The organism is Streptomyces sp. NPDC001204 (assembly GCF_053598035.1).
Genome location: NZ_JBSFJL010000017.1, coordinates 58,291 through 76,863 on the forward strand (window position 1 = coordinate 58,291; position 18,573 = coordinate 76,863).

The 18,573-nt window shown below is 73.5% G+C and carries 16 protein-coding genes; 13 read left to right on the plus strand and 3 right to left on the minus strand.

All coding sequences use genetic code 11. The features are described from left to right. Nucleotides 1-81: 81 nt before the first annotated feature. From bioB to mug, 12 genes are all read left to right on the plus strand, one after another. Nucleotides 82-1,335, plus strand: a complete 1,254-nt coding sequence (gene bioB, locus ACWC91_RS23070; RefSeq protein ID WP_450643557.1) for a biotin synthase BioB — start codon at nt 82-84, stop codon at nt 1,333-1,335. Next, complete coding sequence (locus ACWC91_RS23075) at nt 1,328-2,626, plus strand: adenosylmethionine--8-amino-7-oxononanoate transaminase (RefSeq protein WP_281155479.1); 1,299 nt, start codon at nt 1,328-1,330, stop codon at nt 2,624-2,626. The genes bioB and ACWC91_RS23075 overlap by 8 nt, the downstream gene beginning before the upstream one ends. A gap of 1 nt (nt 2,627) precedes the next feature. Beyond that, entirely contained in the window at nt 2,628-3,365 is a 738-nt protein-coding gene (gene bioD / locus ACWC91_RS23080) for a dethiobiotin synthase (protein WP_225079081.1), read from the plus strand. A gap of 488 nt (nt 3,366-3,853) precedes the next feature. Further along, complete coding sequence (locus ACWC91_RS23085) at nt 3,854-4,561, plus strand: class I SAM-dependent methyltransferase (RefSeq protein WP_450643647.1); 708 nt, start codon at nt 3,854-3,856, stop codon at nt 4,559-4,561. Nucleotides 4,562-4,786: 225 nt separating this feature from the next. Further along, entirely contained in the window at nt 4,787-5,662 is an 876-nt protein-coding gene (locus tag ACWC91_RS23090; protein WP_225079083.1) for an ABC transporter ATP-binding protein, read from the plus strand. Between the two features lie 4 nt (nt 5,663-5,666). Continuing rightward, nucleotides 5,667-8,234: an ABC transporter permease gene (locus tag ACWC91_RS23095; protein ID WP_225079084.1), complete on the plus strand. Its 2,568-nt coding sequence runs from the start codon at nt 5,667-5,669 to the stop codon at nt 8,232-8,234. 77 nt (nt 8,235-8,311) lie between these two features. Next, on the plus strand, nt 8,312-8,737 hold the full coding sequence (locus ACWC91_RS23100; RefSeq protein ID WP_141363127.1) for a GNAT family N-acetyltransferase: 426 nt from the start codon (nt 8,312-8,314) through the stop codon (nt 8,735-8,737). A 172-nt stretch (nt 8,738-8,909) separates the two neighbouring features. Continuing rightward, on the plus strand, nt 8,910-10,304 hold the full coding sequence (locus ACWC91_RS23105) for a hemolysin family protein (RefSeq protein ID WP_450643648.1): 1,395 nt from the start codon (nt 8,910-8,912) through the stop codon (nt 10,302-10,304). Next, entirely contained in the window at nt 10,301-11,329 is a 1,029-nt protein-coding gene (locus ACWC91_RS23110) for a hemolysin family protein (protein WP_225079086.1), read from the plus strand. Before ACWC91_RS23105 ends, ACWC91_RS23110 begins: the two co-directional genes overlap by 4 nt. A gap of 58 nt (nt 11,330-11,387) precedes the next feature. Beyond that, on the plus strand, nt 11,388-12,200 hold the full coding sequence (locus ACWC91_RS23115; RefSeq protein WP_225079087.1) for an SGNH/GDSL hydrolase family protein: 813 nt from the start codon (nt 11,388-11,390) through the stop codon (nt 12,198-12,200). Nucleotides 12,201-12,259: 59 nt separating this feature from the next. Then, the gene (purB, locus tag ACWC91_RS23120) at nt 12,260-13,702 is read left to right on the plus strand and encodes an adenylosuccinate lyase (RefSeq protein ID WP_225079088.1); all 1,443 of its coding nucleotides are present in this window, start codon (nt 12,260-12,262) and stop codon (nt 13,700-13,702) included. After that, nucleotides 13,699-14,247 (plus strand): G/U mismatch-specific DNA glycosylase, encoded by a 549-nt coding sequence (mug, locus tag ACWC91_RS23125; protein ID WP_225079168.1) that lies wholly within the window; start codon nt 13,699-13,701, stop codon nt 14,245-14,247. Before purB ends, mug begins: the two co-directional genes overlap by 4 nt. 8 nt (nt 14,248-14,255) lie before the next feature. Here the strand turns inward: mug and ACWC91_RS23130 are convergent, their stop codons facing one another. Beyond that, nucleotides 14,256-14,699, minus strand: coding sequence for a hypothetical protein (locus ACWC91_RS23130; RefSeq protein ID WP_376505994.1), 444 nt, complete (start codon nt 14,697-14,699; stop codon nt 14,256-14,258). A gap of 168 nt (nt 14,700-14,867) precedes the next feature. Between ACWC91_RS23130 and ACWC91_RS23135 the strand changes: the two genes are divergently transcribed. Then, nucleotides 14,868-16,031, plus strand: a complete 1,164-nt coding sequence (locus tag ACWC91_RS23135; protein WP_450643649.1) for an ROK family transcriptional regulator — start codon at nt 14,868-14,870, stop codon at nt 16,029-16,031. Between the two features lie 503 nt (nt 16,032-16,534). On the opposite strand, the gene ACWC91_RS23140 is transcribed toward ACWC91_RS23135, so the two are convergent. Both ACWC91_RS23140 and ACWC91_RS23145 read right to left on the minus strand, forming a co-directional pair. Further along, nucleotides 16,535-17,296: a GntR family transcriptional regulator gene (locus ACWC91_RS23140; RefSeq protein ID WP_225079091.1), complete on the minus strand. Its 762-nt coding sequence runs from the start codon at nt 17,294-17,296 to the stop codon at nt 16,535-16,537. A 292-nt stretch (nt 17,297-17,588) separates the two neighbouring features. Continuing rightward, nucleotides 17,589-18,470: an RNA polymerase sigma-70 factor gene (locus tag ACWC91_RS23145; protein WP_225079092.1), complete on the minus strand. Its 882-nt coding sequence runs from the start codon at nt 18,468-18,470 to the stop codon at nt 17,589-17,591. Between the last annotated feature and the right edge of the window lie 103 nt (nt 18,471-18,573).

The following is an 18,573-nucleotide window of genomic DNA, read 5'->3' on the forward strand; positions in this document are numbered from 1 at the left end:
CAATACCCACATGTCGATGCGCCCGTCGTTGTGCGGAGTCTCCTTGGCCGCGGACCGGGCCGTAGGACAGGATCAGCTCTCATGAACCTGCTGAACACGCTGGTGGACAAGGGGCTTCGGCGCGAGTCGCCGACCCGCGAGGAAGCTCTGGCCGTACTGGCCACCTCCGACGACGACCTGCTCGACGTGGTGGCCGCGGCAGGGAAGGTGCGCCGCCACTGGTTCGGCCGGCGGGTGAAACTCAACTATCTCGTCAACCTCAAGTCGGGCCTGTGCCCCGAGGACTGCTCCTACTGCTCCCAGCGCCTCGGCTCGAAGGCGGACATCCTCAAGTACACCTGGCTCAAGCCCGACGACGCCTCCAGGGCCGCCGCGGCGGGGCTGGCGGGCGGCGCGAAGCGGGTCTGCCTGGTGGCCAGCGGGCGCGGTCCGACCGACCGCGACGTGGACCGGGTCTCCGACACCATCAAGGCGATCAAGGAGCAGAACGAGGGCGTCGAGGTGTGCGCCTGCCTCGGTCTGCTCTCCGACGGCCAGGCCGAACGGCTGCGCGAGGCCGGGGCCGACGCCTACAACCACAACCTCAACACCTCCGAGGCGACGTACGGCGACATCACGACCACCCACACCTACGCCGACCGGGTGGACACGGTGCACAAGGCGCACGCGGCCGGGCTGTCCGCCTGCTCCGGGCTCATCGCCGGGATGGGCGAGAGCGACGAGGACCTGGTCGACGTGGTCTTCTCGCTGCGCGAGCTGGACCCGGACTCCGTCCCGGTGAACTTCCTGATCCCGTTCGAGGGCACACCGCTCGCCAAGGAGTGGAACCTGACCCCGCAGCGCTGCCTGCGGATCCTGGCGATGGTCCGGTTCGTCTGCCCCGACGTGGAGGTACGGATCGCGGGCGGCCGCGAGGTGCACCTGCGCACCATGCAGCCCCTCGCGCTGCACCTGGCCAACTCGATCTTCCTCGGCGACTACCTGACCAGCGAGGGACAGGCGGGCAGGGCCGACCTGGAGATGATCGCGGACGCCGGGTTCGAGGTGGAGGGCGCCGACCAGGTGACGCTGCCCGGGCACCGGGTGTCGGCCGGGGGCGGGTGCGGGTCCCACGACGGCACGGGGTGCGGGTCCCACGACGGCTCGGGATGCGGATCGCACGAGGGGACCGGGTGCGGGTCGCACCAGGATGGCGGGGTCTGCGGTTCCGCCGCGGCGCCGGCGGAGGAACCGGCATCAGCACCGGCCGCGACCGCGGCCGGCAACGAGCCGCGCACGGATCTCGTCTCCGTACGCCGCCGGGGCGCCGGAACGGACCTCGCGCCCAATGCCTGAACCGCGCGCCACGCCCGGACCGGGCGTGCCCGAGCTGCTGGAGCTCGACCGGCGGCACGTGTGGCACCCGTACGGGCCCATGCCCGGCCGCCACGAACCGCTCGTCGTGGAGTCGGCGAGCGGGGTACGGCTGCGGCTCGCGGACGGCTCGGGCGAACTCGTCGACGGCATGTCGTCGTGGTGGGCGGCGATCCACGGCTACAACCACCCGGTGCTGAACGAGGCCGCGCGGGAGCAGTTGGAGCGGATGAGCCACGTGATGTTCGGCGGGCTCACGCACGAGCCCGCCGTCCGGCTCGCGAAGCTCCTTGTCGACATGTCGCCAGAGGGCCTCGAGCATGTGTTCCTCGCCGACTCCGGTTCGGTGTCGGTGGAGGTCGCGGTCAAGATGTGCCTCCAGTACTGGCGCTCGCTCGGCCGCCCGGACAAGCGGCGGCTGCTGACCTGGCGGGGCGGCTACCACGGGGACACCTGGCAGCCGATGTCCGTGTGCGACCCCGAGGGCGGGATGCACGAGCTGTGGTCCGGTGTGCTGCCGCGTCAGGTCTTCGCGGACGCGCCACCGGCCGAGTACGAGGAGGCGTACGCCGACCATCTGCGGGAGACGGTCGAACGGCACGCCGGCGAACTGGCCGCCGTGATCGTCGAACCGGTGGTGCAGGGCGCGGGCGGGATGCGCTTCCACTCCCCCGCCTATCTGCGGGTGCTGCGCGAGGTGTGCGACGCGCACGGCGTGCTCCTGGTGTTCGACGAGATCGCGACCGGGTTCGGGCGCACCGGCGCCCTGTTCGCGGCGGAGCACGCCGCCGTCACGCCGGACGTGATGTGCGTGGGCAAGGCGCTGACCGGCGGCTATCTGACGATGGCGGCGACGCTGTGCACCGCTCGGGTGGCCGAGGGGATCTCACGCGGCGAGGTGCCGGTGCTCGCGCACGGCCCGACGTTCATGGCCAACCCGCTGGCGGCGGCCGTGGCCTGCGCGTCGATCGGGCTGCTGCTCGGCCAGGACTGGCGCACGGAGGTCAACCGGATCGAGGCGGGTCTGCGGGACGGGCTGGCTCCGGCCGCGGAGCTGCCGGGGGTGCGGGACGTACGGGTCCTGGGCGCCATCGGCGTGGTCCAGCTCGACCACGCGGTGGACATGGCGGCGGCCACCCGGGCGGCCGTGCGCGAGGGCGTGTGGCTGCGGCCGTTCCGTGACCTGGTGTACACGATGCCGCCGTACGTCACCGGTGACGTGGACGTGGCACGGATCGCGCGCGCGGTGTGCGCGGCGGCGCGGGAGGGTTGAGATGCCGGTACTGGTGATCACGGGCACGGGCACGGAGGTCGGCAAGACGGTGGCCACGGCCGCCGTCGCCGCGGCGGCCGTCGCGGCCGGTCGGTCGGTGGCCGTGCTGAAGCCCGCGCAGACCGGTGTGGGGCCGGACGAACGCGGGGACGCCGACGAGGTCGCTCGGCTGGCCGGTGCGGTGACCGCGCGCGAACTCGCCCGCTATCCCGAGCCGTTGGCGCCCGCGACGGCGGCCCTGCGGGCCGGGCGGGCGCCGGTGAGCCCGCACGAGGTCGCCGAGGCCGCCGCCAAACTGGCCACCGAGCACGATCTGGTGCTGGTGGAAGGCGCGGGCGGGCTGCTCGTCCGCTTCGACGCGGACGGCGGCACTCTGGCGGACGCGGCGAAGCTGCTGGGCGCCCCGGTGCTGGTCGTGGCCACGGCGGGTCTGGGCACGCTGAACACGACGGAGCTGACGGCCCGTGAACTGCGAGCCCGCGACCTGGATCTCCTCGGCGTGGTGATCGGCAGCTGGCCCGCCGAGCCCGACCTCGCCTGCCGCTGCAACGTCACCGACCTCCCCGAAGCGGCCGGCGCCCCCTTGCTCGGCGCCCTCCCCGAGGCCGCGGGCGCCCTGTCCCCGGGCACCTTCCGGTCCATGGCCCCCGAGTGGCTGGCCCCCTGTCTGAGCGGCAGGTGGAACGCGGAGGAGTTCACCACCCGGGAGGCACCCGCGCCGTTCGCACGGGGGGCCTGAGCGGGACGGGGCCCGGCCGCACCCGGGACAGCGGACGTACGGGCACCCGGCCCGGGTGCGCCCGTACGCCGCCCGTGTGCGGCCGGGCCTCGGGCGGGCCCCTACCCCGGCGGCCGGGTGACGGCCGCGGCGGACCCGTGCACGGCGGCCGGGGCTGAGCCGTCGGGCCAACCTGGACGAGCACACGGCCGACGACGCGGGCGAACGCACCGGGGACGGATGCGGCTTACGCCGTCCAACGCGGTCGACCGCGACGCCCACCCAACGCGCATCGGGCGGCCCCGGGCCCCGGCGGCAGCCGAGTGGCAGCCGCAGCCGGCCCGTGCGCGGCAGCCGGGCGCCGGACCATCACCCGTGCCGGCAGGCTCGTCAGGCCAACCCGGACACCCGGAATGTGCGCGCGGGGTTGGGGGTCGGCATCGGTGGGCGTGCGGTGGGTGGGCGCGGGGGACACTCACCGTAGGCCCGTCATGGTCGGGGAGGGTGCCATGTTCTTGCGGTCCGTCGGCTCCGGGAAGACGGCGCGGGATGCCGTGCGGCATCCGGTGTTCGCCCGTTACTACGCCCGCGCCAGCGTGGCCGCGGAGACCAGCATGGGCATGGCCGGGCTGCGCCGGCGGCTGCTGGCCGGGCTGTCCGGGCGGGTGATCGAGATCGGCGCGGGCAACGGGCTGAACTTCGCGCGCTATCCGGGCTCCGTCGCGGAGGTCGTCGCGATCGAACCGGAGCGGCTGCTCCGGCAGCGGGCGGTCGAGGCCGCCGTGCGCGCCGAGGTGCCGGTCGACGTGGTGCCGGGCCGCGCGGAGGCGCTGCCGGTCAAGAGCGAGGCGTTCGACGCGGTGGTGCTCGCGCAGGTGCTGTGCAGCGTGCGCGACGTGCCGCGCGCGCTCGCCGAGGCGCGGCGGGTGCTGAAGCCCGGCGGCGAGGTGCGGTTCTTCGAGCACGGCAGGGGCGGCGGCCGGGCGATGAACCTGACCCAGCGCGCCCTGGACCTCACCGTGTGGCCACTGCTGTGCGGCGGCTGCCACCTGTCCCGCGATCCGGTCTCCGCCCTGCGCGACGCCGGGTTCGAGCTCGGTCCCTATCGGCGGATGCTGGTTCCGGAGCAGGGTCCGGTCCAGCCCTCCTCGTACTGCGCGCTGGGCACCGCCTGGCGACCGGTCTCCACCGGCCTCGGTGACCGGCCGACCACCTGATCGGCCCATCAGGTGGTCACTCGCGCTTCCGCCGCGCGGGCACGGGCACGGCGTGGAGCCCACATGCCTCTGACACGGGCATCGGGGCCCCGTCCTGAAGGCGGAGACCGCTGCTGGGCCCAACGGAGGATACCGACTGTGGGCCCGATCACATTACGCTCGTCCGGGGACAAACCTGTCATGAGCCAGGACGTAACGGGTCGAAGGACCCCCAAGGAGGCCCCCGTGTCCACACCTGCTGCGCCGACGGCCCAGGCGTCGGTCGACGGGATCGCGGCCCGCGCCCGCGGACTGACCAAGACGTACGGATCGGGCGAGACCGCCGTGCTCGCGCTGGACTCGGTGGACGTCGACATCGAGCGCGGCCGTTTCACCACGGTCATGGGCCCCTCCGGCTCCGGGAAGTCCACACTGATGCACTGCCTGGCCGGGCTCGACACCGTCTCGGCCGGTCAGGTCTGGGTCGGCGACACCGAGATCACCGGACTGAAGGACCGCGAACTGACCCGGCTGCGCCGGGACCGGATCGGCTTCATGTTCCAGTCGTTCAACCTCATCCCCACCCTGAACGCGCTGGAGAACATCACCCTGCCGATGGACATCGCGGGCCGGAAACCCGACGAGAAGTGGCTGGACGAGGTCATCGACACGCTGGGGCTGCGCAACCGGCTGGGGCACCGGCCGTCCCAGTTGTCCGGCGGCCAGCAGCAGCGCGTGGCCTGCGCGCGGGCCCTGGCCTCCCGGCCGGAGCTGATCTTCGCCGACGAACCGACCGGCAATCTCGACTCACGGGCCGGTCTGGAGGTGCTCGGCTTCCTGCGCGACGCCGTCGACAGCCTCGGGCAGACCGTCGTCATGGTGACCCACGACCCGAACGCCGCCGCCCACTCCGACCTGGTGCTGTATCTCGCGGACGGCCGGATCGTGGACACGATGGAGCACCCGACCGCGGAGGCCGTGCTGGAGCGCATGCGCCTGTTCGCCGGAGGGATCGTCCCCAGCTCCGGGCCCACCCCCGACCTCACCCCCGGCCCCACCCCCGGCTTCGACATGGTGCACGGCCGGTTCGACGGGAACGGCGTCGCCGTCGAGGAGGCCTGACCCCGTGCTCAAGGCGACACTGCGCAGCTTCCTGGCCCACCGGGGGCGGCTGCTGCTCTCGGCCCTGGCCGTCATCCTGTCCGTGGCCTTCGTCACGGGCAGCCTGATCTTCTCCGACACCGTCGCCCGCACCTTCGACCGGCTCTTCGCCTCCACCGCCGCCGATGTGACGGTGGCCCCGAAGCAGGAGCTGAAGTCCGCCCTGCCCACCGGGGTCGTGCAGACCGTGCCGGCGTCCCTCGCCCAGCGGGTGGCCGCGGTCGACGGCGTCGCGGCGACGCACGTGGACGTGGCCGTCCAGAACGCCATGGTCGTCGACAGCCGCAACGAACCGGTCGGCCCGACCACGGGCGCCCCGACGATCGTCTCCAACTGGCAGGTCACCGACCGCAGCCCGGTGCAGCTGACCTCCGGCCACGCCCCACACGGCGCCGGCGAGGCCCTGCTGGACGCCGACACTGCCCGGCACGACGGCGTACGGATCGGCGACGTGCTCGCAATCCAGGCGCAGCCCGGCTCGTTCCGCGTCCGGGTCGTCGGCATCGCCACGTTCACCACCACCAACCCGGGCGCGGCCAGGCTCTTCCTGGACACCCCCACTGCCCAGGCCAGGCTGCTCGGCTCCACGGACCGCGCGACGAGCATCTCGGTCGACGCGGTCAGGGGTGTCACCGACGCCGAGCTCAAGCAGCGCGTCGGCCGGGCCGTCGGCACCACCGGCTACGACCTCAGGACGGCTGGTGAGCAGGCCAAGTCCGCCGCCGCCCGGCTCGGCGGATTCGTCAAGATCATCAAGTACGTCATGCTCGGATTCGCCGGGATCGCGGTCCTCGTCGGCGTCTTCCTGATCGTCAACACCTTCTCCATGCTGATCGCCCAGCGCACCCGCGAGCTGGGCCTGCTGCGCGCCCTGGGCGCCGACCGGCGGCAGGTTCGCCGCTCGGTGCTGGCCGAGGCGGTGCTGCTCGGCGTGGTCGGCTCCACGGTGGGGCTGGTGGCCGGGATCGGCCTCGCGGCCGGGCTGATCCGGCTGATGAGCGCCTTCGGCATGAACCTGACGACCGCGGCGATGGTCGTGCGGTGGATCACGCCCGTCGCCGCGTACGCCGTCGGTATCGGCGTCACTTTCCTGGCGGCCTACCTGCCGGCCCGTCGCGCCGCGAGCGTCTCACCCATGGCGGCCCTGGCGGACACCGAGGTGGCCGGGACGGGGCGGCCGCTGCGGGTGCGCGCGGTGGCGGGCGCGGGCGCGGGCGCGGCCGGGGCGGCCGCGCTCGCGGGCTGCGCCGCCGCGCACCGGACCGCGACCGCCGCCTCGCTGCTGGGCGTGGGCATCGTCCTCACCCTGGTCGCCGTCGTCGTCGCGGGGCCGCTGCTGGTGCGCCCGCTGATCCGGGTGCTGGGCGGAGCCTTCCCGGCGCTGTTCGGGTCCATCGGACGGATGAGCCAGCGCAACGCGCTGCGCAACCCGCGCCGGACCGGAGCCACGGCGGCCGCGCTGATGGTGGGCCTGGCCCTGGTGGGCGGGCTGTCCGTGGCCAGTGCCTCCATGACCCGCTCCCTGGACCGTCAGATCGACAGGGTGCTGGGCGCCGACTACGTGGTGCAGAACCGCAGCTTCCTGCCGTTCTCCGCGGAGGTCACGGACGCGGTGCGCGGCACCCGGGGCGCCGGCACCGTCGTACGGCAGCGGCTGGCCGCGGTCGCCATGAGACTGCCGGACGGCAAGCGCGTCGAGACCACCGCTTCCGGATACGATCCGCGGTTCGACTCGGTCGTCCGCATGTCGTACGTCCACGGCGACACCGCGGCGGCGCTCGCCGACGGACACCTCGCCATGGACGCCGGCTTCGCCAGGAAGCACGGGGTGCGGCCCGGGGACGTGCTGCCCGTCGAGTTCCAGGGCGGACGGCAGGCCCGGCTGACCGTGGGCGCACTCACCAACCAGAACCCGGCCGAGGGGTTCGGGGTCCAGGGCGGCGTGTACTTCGGGATCGGAACCGTGGAGAAGTACGTGCCGGGCACCCCGGACGCCGCGGTGTATGTGAACGCCGCTCCGGGCACGGGCACCGACCAGTTGCGCTCCCACCTGGAGAAGGCCCTCGCTCCGTACCCGAATGTGCAGGTGCGCGACCAGGCGGACTACAAGAAGCTGGTCCACGACCAGATCGCGGTACTGCTCTACCTCGTCTACGCGCTGCTCGGCCTCGCGATCGTCATCGCGGTTCTGGGCGTGGTCAACACGCTCGCCCTGTCGGTGGTGGAGCGCACCCGGGAGATCGGTCTGCTGCGGGCCATCGGGCTGGCCCGCCGGCAGCTGCGGCGGATGATCCGGCTGGAGTCGGTGGTGATCGCGGTCTTCGGCGCGGTCCTGGGGCTGGCACTGGGCCTGGTGTGGGGCCTGTGCACCCAGCGGGTGCTGGCGCTCCAGGGCATGAAGGTGCTGGCCATCCCCTGGAGCACGATCGTGGCGGTGGTGGTCGGCTCGGCGCTCGTGGGCGTCGTCGCGGCCCTGCTGCCCGCGCTGCGCGCCTCCCGGATGAACGTGCTGGCGGCGATCGCGCACGAGTGACGCGGTCGCGGCGGTGCGCGAGCGTCCGGATGCTGGAATTGGGCCCGGCGGGCGGCGGTGCGTGGTGTGATCACCGCATGAGCGATCTGCACATACGCGCCGCGACCGCCGACGACCTCGACACCGTGCTGGCCTTCTGGACGACGGCCGCGGAGGGCACCAGCATCAGCGACGACCGGGACGGCATGGCCCGCCTGCTCGCCCGCGATCCGGAGGCCCTGCTGCTGGCGGAGCAGGACGGCGAACTGGCCGGCACGGTCATCGCGGGCTTCGACGGCTGGCGCTGCCACCTGTACCGGCTGGCCGTGCACCCGGACCGGCGGCGCCGGGGCATCGGCTCGGCCCTGCTGGCGGCCGCGGAGGAACGGTTCGTGCGGCTCGGCGGGCGACGCGGGGACGCCATGGTGCTCACCCGCAACGAGAGCGCGCACCACGCCTGGCGGGCGGCGGGCTACGCGCCCGAGGAGCGCTGGCGGCGTTGGGTGAAGCCCCTGGCGGACTGAACCATGGGCCCTGACGGACCGGCCTCGAACTCTTCTTTGCCCTTCCTTTACTCTTGGAGGACACCCGGTCCTTCATGAAAGGTTGTGAGCGTCCGCCCATGGGCGAGCCTCCTCGAGCGCGACATAGCGCGCCTGTCCCTGTCCTGCCCGACCATGGGTCGGGGGTGACCCGATGACCGAAGTGCTCCTGTTGCTGGTCGCGGTGCTGCTGAGCCTCGCCTGCGGCGCCTTCGTCGCGGCCGAGTTCTCGCTGACGACCGTCGAGCGCGGTGCCCTGGAGCGGGCGGCCGAGCGCGGTGAGCGCGGCGCGGCCGGCGCGCTGAAGGCCGTACGGAACCTGACCTTCCAGCTCTCCGGCGCGCAGCTCGGCATCACCGTCACCAATCTGGTGGTCGGCATGCTCGCCGAACCGTCGATCGCCAAGCTGATCGCGGGTCCCGTCCAGGCGCTCGGCCTGTCCCGGTCCGCCGCGACCACGGTGGCGCTGGTCCTCGGTACGGCCCTGTCCACCGTGTTCCTGATGGTCGTCGGCGAGCTGGTGCCCAAGAACTGGGCGATCTCCTCGCCGCTCGCCGTGGCCAAGCGGGTGGGCAATCCGCAGCGCTGGTTCAGCGCCGCCTTCCGCCCCTTCATCACCCACCTGAACAACACGGCGAACCACCTGGTGCGCCGGCTCGGCGTGGAGCCCGCCGAGGAACTCGCCTCCGCGCGCGGCCCCCAGGAGCTGGCCGCCCTGGCCCGGCACTCCGCCAGGGAGGGCGCCCTGGAGGCGGACACCGCCGAGCTGTTCGTGCGGACCCTCAACCTGGCCGACCTGACCGCGGAGAACGTGATGACCCCGCGCGTCCAGGTCGTGGCCCTCGATGCCCAGGCGACCTGCGAGGACGTGGCGAACGCGACCCGGGCGACCGGGCTGTCGCGGTTCCCCGTGTACCAGGGCGGTCTCGACTCGGTCGTGGGCACCGCCCACATCAAGGACGTGCTGGCGGTGCCCGCCGAGCGCCGCATCCGCACGCGGGTCTCCGAGATCATGCGCGAGCCGCTCCTGGTCCCCGAGTCGCTGACCGTCGACCGGCTGCTGGACCGGCTCTCCGGCAAACGCACGATGGCGGTCGTCATCGACGAGTACGGCGGCACCGCGGGCGTGGCGACGCTGGAGGACATCGTCGAGGAGGTGGTCGGCGAGGTGCGCGACGAGCACGACCCGCACGAGACGCCCGACCTCGCCCCGGCCGGGACCGACGAGGAGGGCCGAGCCCTGTACTCGGCGGACGGCTCCGCGCGGATGGACCAGCTCGCACGCGTCGGGCTGCGGGTGCCGGAGGGCCCGTACGAGACGCTGGCCGGCCTGATCGCCACCGAGCTCGGCCGGATCCCCGGGACCGGCGACGTCATCCAGGTCGCGGGCTGGCGGCTGGACGTGGTGGACGCGAGCGGCCGCCGGGCCGCGCGCGTGCTGCTGCACGCGCCGCTCGACGACGAGGACGGCGACGGCCGCGAGGGACCCCCACGGCGGGCCGATCATCCGCGCGGTGACGCGCACGACGAGAAGAGGGCCGGCCGGTGACCGCCGTACAGATCCTGATCGGCCTGGCGTCCCTGTTCGTCAACGCCTTCTTCGTGGGCGCCGAGTTCGCGCTGATCTCGGTGCGCCGCAGCCAGGTCGAGCCGTACGCCGAGGAGGGCGACCGGCGCGCCAGGAGCGTGCTGTGGGGCCTGGAGCACGTGTCCGCGCTGCTGGCCGCGGCGCAGCTCGGCATCACCCTGTGCACCCTGGTCCTCGGTGTGGTCGCCGAACCGGCCATCGCGCACCTGCTGGAGCCGGTGTTCCACGCGGTGGGCGTGCCGGCGGGGGCGGGCCACGCGGTGTCGTTCGTGATCGCGCTCGCGCTGGCGACGTATCTGCACATGCTGCTCGGCGAGATGGTGCCGAAGAACGTCGCGCTCGCGGAGCCCGTGCGCAGCGCGCTGCTGCTCGGACCGCCGCTGGTCGCGCTGTCCCGGGCGCTGCGTCCGGTGATCTTCACCGTGAACGCGTTCGCGAACAGCCTGCTCAAGCTGTTGCGGGTGGAGGCCAAGGGCGAGGTCTCGTCGACCTTCACGGACGCGGAGCTGGCCCAGATCGTCAAGGACGCCAGCGCGGCCGGCCTCATCGACGACCGGGCGCAGGAGCGGCTGCACGACGCGCTGGAGCTCGGCAGCCGGCCCGTGCGCGACGTGGTGCTCCCGCTGGAGCGGGTGGTCCACGCGCGTCTGGGAATCACTCCCGAGCAGTTGGAGCGGCTGTCGGCCGAGTCCGGTTTCTCGCGCTTCCCCGTGGTCGACGATGAGCGCCACATCGTCGGCTACCTGCATGTGAAGGACGCCCTGGACGCCTCGCCGCGAGGAGAGCCGTTCCGGCTGCGGGACATGCGCGCGATCGCCCGGGTCCGCGAGGGCACTCCGCTGGACGACGTGCTGACCGCGATGCGCGGCAGCCGTACGCATCTGGCGGCGGTCCTGGGTGCTGACGGCCGGCTGGCGGGCCTGGTGACGATGGAGGACGTGCTGCGGGAGCTGTTCGGACCGGCGGGAGTGACCGGGATGGCCTGACCGCGCGGACCGACCGCTTGGTATGGCGCCGGGTCGCGGGGATACCATCGCTCACGCCATGCAGACGAATCCCACGTACACCAGCCTGGTCGCGGTCGGCGACTCCTTCACCGAGGGCATGTCGGACCGGCTTCCCGACGGTTCGTACCGCGGCTGGGCGGACCTCCTCGCGGCGCGGATGGCCGCCCGCACGCCCGGCTTCCGGTACGCCAACCTCGCCGTACGCGGCAAGCTCATCGGACAGATCGTCGACGAGCAGGTGGAGACGGCGGCGGCCATGCGGGCCGATGTCGTGACGCTGGTGGGCGGCCTCAACGACACACTGCGGCCCAAGTGCGACATGGGCAGGGTCAAGGGGCTGCTCACGGAGGCCGTGGAGCGGCTGGCACCGTCGTGCGAGCGGCTGGTGCTGATGCGCAGCCCCGGCCGCCAGGGCCCCGTCCTGGAGCGCTTCCGGCCCCGCATGGAGGAGCTGTTCGCCTGCGTCGACGAGCTCGCCGAACGGCACGGCGCGCTCGTCGTCGACCTGTACGGCGCACCGTCGCTCGCCGACCCCAGGCTGTGGGACGTGGACCGGCTGCACCTGACCGCCGAGGGCCACCGCCGGGTCGCGGAGGCGGTGTGGCAGACGCTCGGCCACGCGCCCGAGGACGCCGAGTGGCGTACGCCCATGCCGCCGACCGCGCGTCCGGACTGGCGCACCCGCAGGGTGGCGGACGCCCGCTTCGCCCGGCAGCATCTCCTGCCGTGGATAGGACGGCGCGTGACCGGCCGTTCCTCGGGCGACGGCCGCCCCGCGAAGCGGCCCGAACTGCTGCCCTACGAGGGCCCGGCGCAGCCGCCGACGGCGGCCGACGCGGAGCTCTCGTAGCTTCCCACGAACACCCCCGCGGCGCTGGCCTGCACGAATCGCCAGTAGAATCCGTTTACGTGACTTCAGCGCCCGCCAAGCCCCGCATCCCGAACGTCCTCGCCGGACGTTACGCCTCCGCCGAGCTCGCCACGCTCTGGTCGCCCGAGCAGAAGGTGAGGCTGGAGCGGCAGCTCTGGCTCGCCGTGCTGCGCGCCCAGAAGGACCTCGGCATCGAGGTGCCGGACGAGGCGATCGCCGACTACGAGCGGGTCCTCGACCAGGTCGACCTGGCCTCGATCGCGGAGCGCGAGAAGGTCACCCGGCACGACGTGAAGGCGCGGATCGAGGAGTTCAACGACCTCGCCGGGCACGAGCACGTGCACAAGGGCATGACCTCCCGCGACCTGACCGAGAACGTCGAGCAGCTGCAGATCCGGCTCTCGCTGGAGCTGATGCGGGACCGTACGGTCGCCGTCCTCGCCCGGCTGGGCAGGCTGGCCGCCGAGTACGGCGAGCTGGTCATGGCCGGCCGCTCGCACAACGTCGCCGCGCAGGCGACCACCCTCGGCAAGCGTTTCGCGACCGCGGCGGACGAGCTGCTGGTGGCGCACGGACGGGTCGAGGAACTGCTGGGACGCTACCCGCTGCGCGGTGTCAAGGGCCCGGTGGGCACGGCCCAGGACATGCTGGACCTGCTCGGGGGCGACGCCTCGAAGCTCGCGGAGCTGGAGCGGCGCGTCGCCGGGCACCTCGGGTTCTCGCGTGCGTTCACCTCGGTCGGCCAGGTCTACCCGCGCTCGCTGGACTACGAGGTCGTCACCGCGCTGGTGCAGCTGGCGGCGGCGCCCTCCTCGCTGGCGAAGACGATCCGGCTGATGGCCGGGCACGAGCTGGTCACCGAGGGCTTCAAGCCGGGCCAGGTCGGCTCCTCGGCGATGCCGCACAAGATGAACACCCGCTCCTGCGAGCGCGTCAACGGCCTGATGGTGATCCTGCGCGGCTACGCCTCGATGACCGGCGAGCTGGCGGGCGACCAGTGGAACGAGGGCGACGTGTCCTGCTCGGTGGTGCGCCGGGTCGCGCTGCCGGACGCGTTCTTCGCGCTGGACGGCCTGCTGGAGACGTTCCTGACGGTGCTCGACGAGTTCGGCGCCTTCCCCGCGGTGATCGCCCGCGAGCTGGACCGCTACCTGCCGTTCCTGGCCACGACCAAGGTGCTGATGGGCGCCGTGCGGGCCGGGGTCGGCCGCGAGGTCGCCCATGAGGCGATCAAGGAGAACGCCGTCGCGACCGCGCTCGCCATGCGCGAGCAGGGCGCCGAGCGCAACGACCTGCTCGACAAGCTGGCCGACGACGACCGCCTCCCGCTCGACCGCGCGGGGCTGGACGCGCTGATGGCCGACAAGCTGTCCTTCACCGGTGCGGCGGCCGACCAGGTCGGCGCGGTCGTGGGCCGGATCGAGGAGATCGTGAAGCAGCACCCGGAGGCCGCGGCCTACGCGCCGGGGGCGATCCTCTGACCCGTTTCACCCCGGCGGAGCTCCAGGCCGCCCGCGACCGTCCGGTCCCGGATGTCGTCGCGGACGGCCTGAGGGTTCTGTTCTGCGGCATCAACCCCGGTCTGATGACGGCCGCGACCGGCCACCACTTCGCGCGGCCGGGCAACCGGTTCTGGCCGGTGCTGCACCGGTCGGGGTTCACCCCGAGGCTGATGAAGCCCGCGGAGCAGGGCGAGTTGCTGTCGTACGGGCTGGGCATCACGAACGTCGTGGCGCGGCCGACGGCCCGGGCGCAGGAGCTGACGCCCCTGGAGTACCGGGAGGGCGGACGGCTCCTGGCGCTGAAGGTGGCGCGGCTGCGGCCGAGGTGGCTGGCCGTGGTGGGCGTCACCGCCTACCGGGCGGCGTTCGGCGACCGCACGGCCCAAGTGGGGCGGCAGGAACGGACGTTCGGCGAGACGCGGGTGTGGGTGCTGCCCAATCCGAGCGGGCTGAACGCGCATTGGACGGCCGAGACGATGGCTGAGGAGTTCGCGCGGTTGAGGGTGGCCGCGGAGACGTCGTAGCGGACGGGTCACGGCGGATCGACGTCGGTGACGACCGCAAGGAGCTGGAACGGCAACTCCCGGCCCCACTGGGAGACCCCGAGCGCTATCCACCGGCCGCTCTCCTGCGCCCTCCACAGCTGGACGTCCGGTACGTGCCCGCTGAGCGAGGCCCACGGCTCGGGCACGTCCTCACCCGCCAGGGTCCGTTCGAGCACGCTGTACAGGCTGAACGCCTGCGGCGGGCCCCAGCGTCCGGTGAGCCGCTCCCCCAGTCCGTCCCGGTCGAGTTCGTACTGCCCCGCCGTCGCCTCCCGCCGGCTGCCGTCGTCCTCCCAGAAGTCGTCGCTCGTCTCCAACTCGGCCATCCGGTAACCGGGGCCGGCCGTGCCGAGGTCCGTCCGGGTGCGCTGAGCGGGATACTCCCCGCAGCGCAGCCGGTCGATGACGGCGAGAGCCTTCGCGATGTCCATGCGCTCCAGTAAAGCGGCCCCCACTGACAGCTGGCGGGGCGTCAGCGACCGCACCCCGGGCGGGCGGCGCTCCGCCGGGCGCGCGCTCGTGCCGTCCCCGGCGCTCGCTGCCCCGGCCCGTGCCGAGTACGATCCGCCCAACACGCGCACGAGCTGGGAGGACGGACGGTGGGGCGGCTGACCGGCGGGGATCCCTCGCTGCTGCGAAGGATCAACTCCGCGGTGGTGCTGCACGCGCTGCGTGCCACGGACTGTGCCACGCTCACGGAGATCACCCGGGTGACGGGGCTGTCCCGGCCGACGGTCGAGGGCGTCGTGGAGGGCCTGATCGAGGCGGGACTCGTCGTCGAGACGGCGGCCGAGGAGGGTGCCGCACGACGGCAGGGACGGCCCGCGCGCCGGTTCCGGTTCCGGGCCGAGGCCGGGCACCTGCTGGGCCTGGAGATCGGCGCGCACCGGGTCGCCGCGCTGCTGGCCGACCTGGACGGCCGTGTGGTGGGCGCTCAGGCCAAGGACGTGGAGGAGACCGCCGAGGCGGACGAGCGGCTGGAGCGGCTGCGCGGCGCGGTCGCCGAACTGCTGCGCAGGGCCGGTGTCCCGCGCAGTTCGCTGCGGGCCGTCGGGGTCGGCACGCCCGGGATCGTCGAGGCGGACGGCACGGTACGACTGGGCACCGCGCTGCCCGGGTGGACGGGCCTGCGCCTGGGCGAACGGCTGAGCCGTTCGTTCAAGTGCCCGGTGCTCGTCGAGAACGACGCCAACGCGGCGGCGGTGGCCGAGCACTGGAAGGGGGCCGCCACCGAGTCCGACGACATGGTCTTCGTACTGGCGGGGCTGAGCCCGGGCGCCGGTTCGCTCATCGGCGGGCGGCTGCACCGCGGGTTCGGCGGGGCCGCCGGGGAGATCGGCGCGCTCCACCTGCTGGGCCGGGAGGCGACCCCCGAGACGCTGCTGTCGACGACGGACCAGCCGCTGCACCCGCTGGACGAGCGGGCGGTGGCCGAGGTCTTCGCGCTGGCCCGCCGGGGTGACCGGCGGGCCGGCGCGGCCGTCGAGCGGTTCATTCAGCGGCTCGTCCACGATGTGGCGGCGCTGGTGCTGGCCCTGGACCCGGAACTGGTCGTCATCGGCGGCTGGGCGGCCGGGCTGGACGGCGTGCTGGAGCCGTTGCGGCGCGAACTGGACCGCTACTGCCTGCGGCCGCCCAAGGTCACCCTGTCGATGCTCGGCGAGGCGGCCGTGGCGACGGGCGCGCTCCGGCTGGCCCTCGACCACGTCGAGGAGCAGCTGTTCGCGGTGGAGGGCACGGTGACGGCGCGCCGGTCCCCGTGAGGGCCGCCGTAGGGGGGTGTGGCCCGGCTTCTTCCGGCGCCGGGCCGCCGGACCCGGTGACGGGCCGCCGGTCCCGGTGACGGGCCGCCGGACCCGGTGACGCGCCGCCGGACCCGGTGACGCGCCGCCGGACCCGGTGACGCGCCGCCGGACCCGGTGACGCGCCGCCGGACCCGGTGACGGGCCGCCGGACCAGGTGACGGGACACCGGACCCGGTCACGGCCGACCTGCTGGTCCGCGTGAGGGGTCGCCGTGAAGAGGCCGCCGTGAGTCGTCGCCGGGGGTCCGCTCCTCCGGGCGACGACTGACCGTTCCCGATGACGAGCCGTCGCCGTCAGTGTCCCCGCGGTGAGGGGTCCGGGGGGCCACTCTCCCGGTGATGACCAACCCGTCCCGGTGCCGACCCGCCCCTCCCAGTGACGACAGGCCGTCCACCGTGACGGCCTGCCGCCGAGGGCGGGTAACGCCGGCCAGGGGACCTGCCGGTCGGAGGACCGGCGGGCTAGGAGGCCTGCTGGTGGGGACCGTGGTGTATCTCCACGCCGCCCGAGTCCCCGAAGGTCAGCCGGCAGGTGTCGGCGCGGTAGGTGGCGACGGAGATCGCGGCCGTGCGTCCCCGGACGACGAAGCGGGTGGTGACGACGAGCACGGGGGCGCCGGGCAGCCGGTCCAGTTCCTTGGCGTCGTCCGCGCGGGCCGAGCCCAGTTCGACCGAGCGGTCCTGGCCCTCCAGCTCGAGGCGGTGCAGCTCACGCAGCACGGCACGCGCGCGTGCCGGCCCGGACGGCGCGTCTATCGCGCTCAGGTCGGGCACCGATCCGTCCGGAACGTAGAGCAGTTCGGCGGCGACCGGCTGACCGTGGCTCATCCGGGACCGGCGCACCATGTGCACGGACTCCTCGTGGCCGGTCTCCAGGGCGTCGGCGATCGCGGCCGGCGGGACGGCCAGGGTGCAGTCGACGCTCTGCCAGGCGTCACCGGCCGCTCCCGGCCAGGCGTGCTGCTCGGTGCCGACGGCCACGCCCACGCGTGGCGGCGCGACGGTCGTACCCACGCCGCGGCGGCGCTGCAGCCGTCCCTCCAGCTCCAGCTGCTCCAGCGCCTGGCGCAGCGTGGCGCGGGCCACGCCGAAGCGGGCGGCGAGCTCCCGTTCGTTGGGCAGGATCTCGCCCACCGAGAACTCGGAGTCCAGTGCCTCGCTGAGCACGGTCTTGAGATGCCAGTACTTCGGCTCCGGCACCGATTCCAGCTGCGTGGTCCCCACCCTGTCCTCCGCAATCGCCGTGATCCGGCCGCATTTTAGCGCCCTTGTTTATTAAAGGTTGTTGTACTTATCTGCGACGATAAGGCGGCCCCCACCCTTGGTCAAGACCAATCCTCGTTCCCTCGGACGGCGCACAGACGCCTGTCGCACGGTGTTCACGACCCGTTCGCACGGGGCCGGATTTCCGGGCACCACGCCGCGGCCCCCGCCGTCCGGAACGGGGCCGCGGCGGCCGCGCAGACGCCTGGGACCGGGGGCCGCGGCAGCCGTGCGGGCGTCGGGGCCGGGAGGCTCAGCCGGCCAGGGACCGCAGCTTGTCGGGGTTGCGGACGATGTAGACGGTCTGGACACGCCCGTCGGTCACGTCCAGCTGGAAGACGCTGTCGGGCTCGCCTCCGGACAGGATCAGCACGGCCGGGCCGCCGTTGACCTCCAGGAAGCGGACGGACGGATCCGGGATGCCCTTGTGCGCCACGCCGACCAGGAAGCGGCCCACCTTGTCGGCGCTCTCCAGGACCCGCAGCGGCGCCCGGGCCTTGCCGCCGCTGTCGCCCACCAGGCGGGCGTCGGGCGCGAGCAGCGACATCAACCCGTCCAGGTCGCCGCCCGCCGCGGCGGCCAGGAACCGCTCGGTGAGGTCGCGCCGCTGGTCGGGGTCGACCTCGTAGCGCGGCCGCCGTTCGCCCACGTGTCTGCGGGCCCGGCCGGCCAGTTGGCGCACCGCGGGCTCGCCTCGGTCGAGCAGGACGGCGATCTCCGCGTACGGATAACCGAAGGCCTCTCTCAGCACGAACACCGCGCGTTCGAGCGGTGACAGCGTCTCCAGGACGACCAGCACCGCGAGCGACACGGAGTCGGCGAGGACGGCCCGCTCCTCCGTGTCCGGGACGGTCTGCGCTAGGTCAGTGACCAGCGGTTCCGGCAGCCAGGGGCCGACGTACGACTCGCCGCGCGCCTTGATCCGGCGGAGCCGGTCGATGGCGAGCCGGGTGGTCACCCGCACCAGGTAGCCGCGCGGTTCGCGCACGGCGCCCCGGTCGGCGGTGGACCAGCGCAACCAGGCTTCCTGGAGCACGTCCTCGGCGTCCGTCACGCGCCCGAGCATGCGGTAGGCGACACCCATGAGGGCGGGGCGGTGCTCTTCGAAGACTTCGGTCCCGGTATCGGTGGTCACGCCCTCATCCCAGCCGACGTCCGGCGTCCGTGTCCAGGCGCACCGGGCCGGGGCGCCGTGACCGCGGAGGGGCGCCGGCGTTTCGGGGTTCGCCTCAGACCCG

What these genes read in the sequence shown, in the direction of transcription:
- bioB (WP_450643557.1), top strand. Translation starts at nt 82, where the DNA reads ATGAACCTGCTGAACACGCTGGTGGACAAGGGGCTTCGGCGCGAGTCG.
- ACWC91_RS23075 (WP_281155479.1), top strand. Translation starts at nt 1,328, where the DNA reads ATGCCTGAACCGCGCGCCACGCCCGGACCGGGCGTGCCCGAGCTGCTG.
- bioD (WP_225079081.1), top strand. Translation starts at nt 2,628, where the DNA reads ATGCCGGTACTGGTGATCACGGGCACGGGCACGGAGGTCGGCAAGACG.
- ACWC91_RS23085 (WP_450643647.1), top strand. Translation starts at nt 3,854, where the DNA reads ATGTTCTTGCGGTCCGTCGGCTCCGGGAAGACGGCGCGGGATGCCGTG.
- ACWC91_RS23100 (WP_141363127.1), top strand. Translation starts at nt 8,312, where the DNA reads ATGAGCGATCTGCACATACGCGCCGCGACCGCCGACGACCTCGACACC.
- ACWC91_RS23105 (WP_450643648.1), top strand. Translation starts at nt 8,910, where the DNA reads ATGACCGAAGTGCTCCTGTTGCTGGTCGCGGTGCTGCTGAGCCTCGCC.
- ACWC91_RS23115 (WP_225079087.1), top strand. Translation starts at nt 11,388, where the DNA reads ATGCAGACGAATCCCACGTACACCAGCCTGGTCGCGGTCGGCGACTCC.
- ACWC91_RS23130 (WP_376505994.1), bottom strand. Translation starts at nt 14,699, where the DNA reads ATGGACATCGCGAAGGCTCTCGCCGTCATCGACCGGCTGCGCTGCGGG.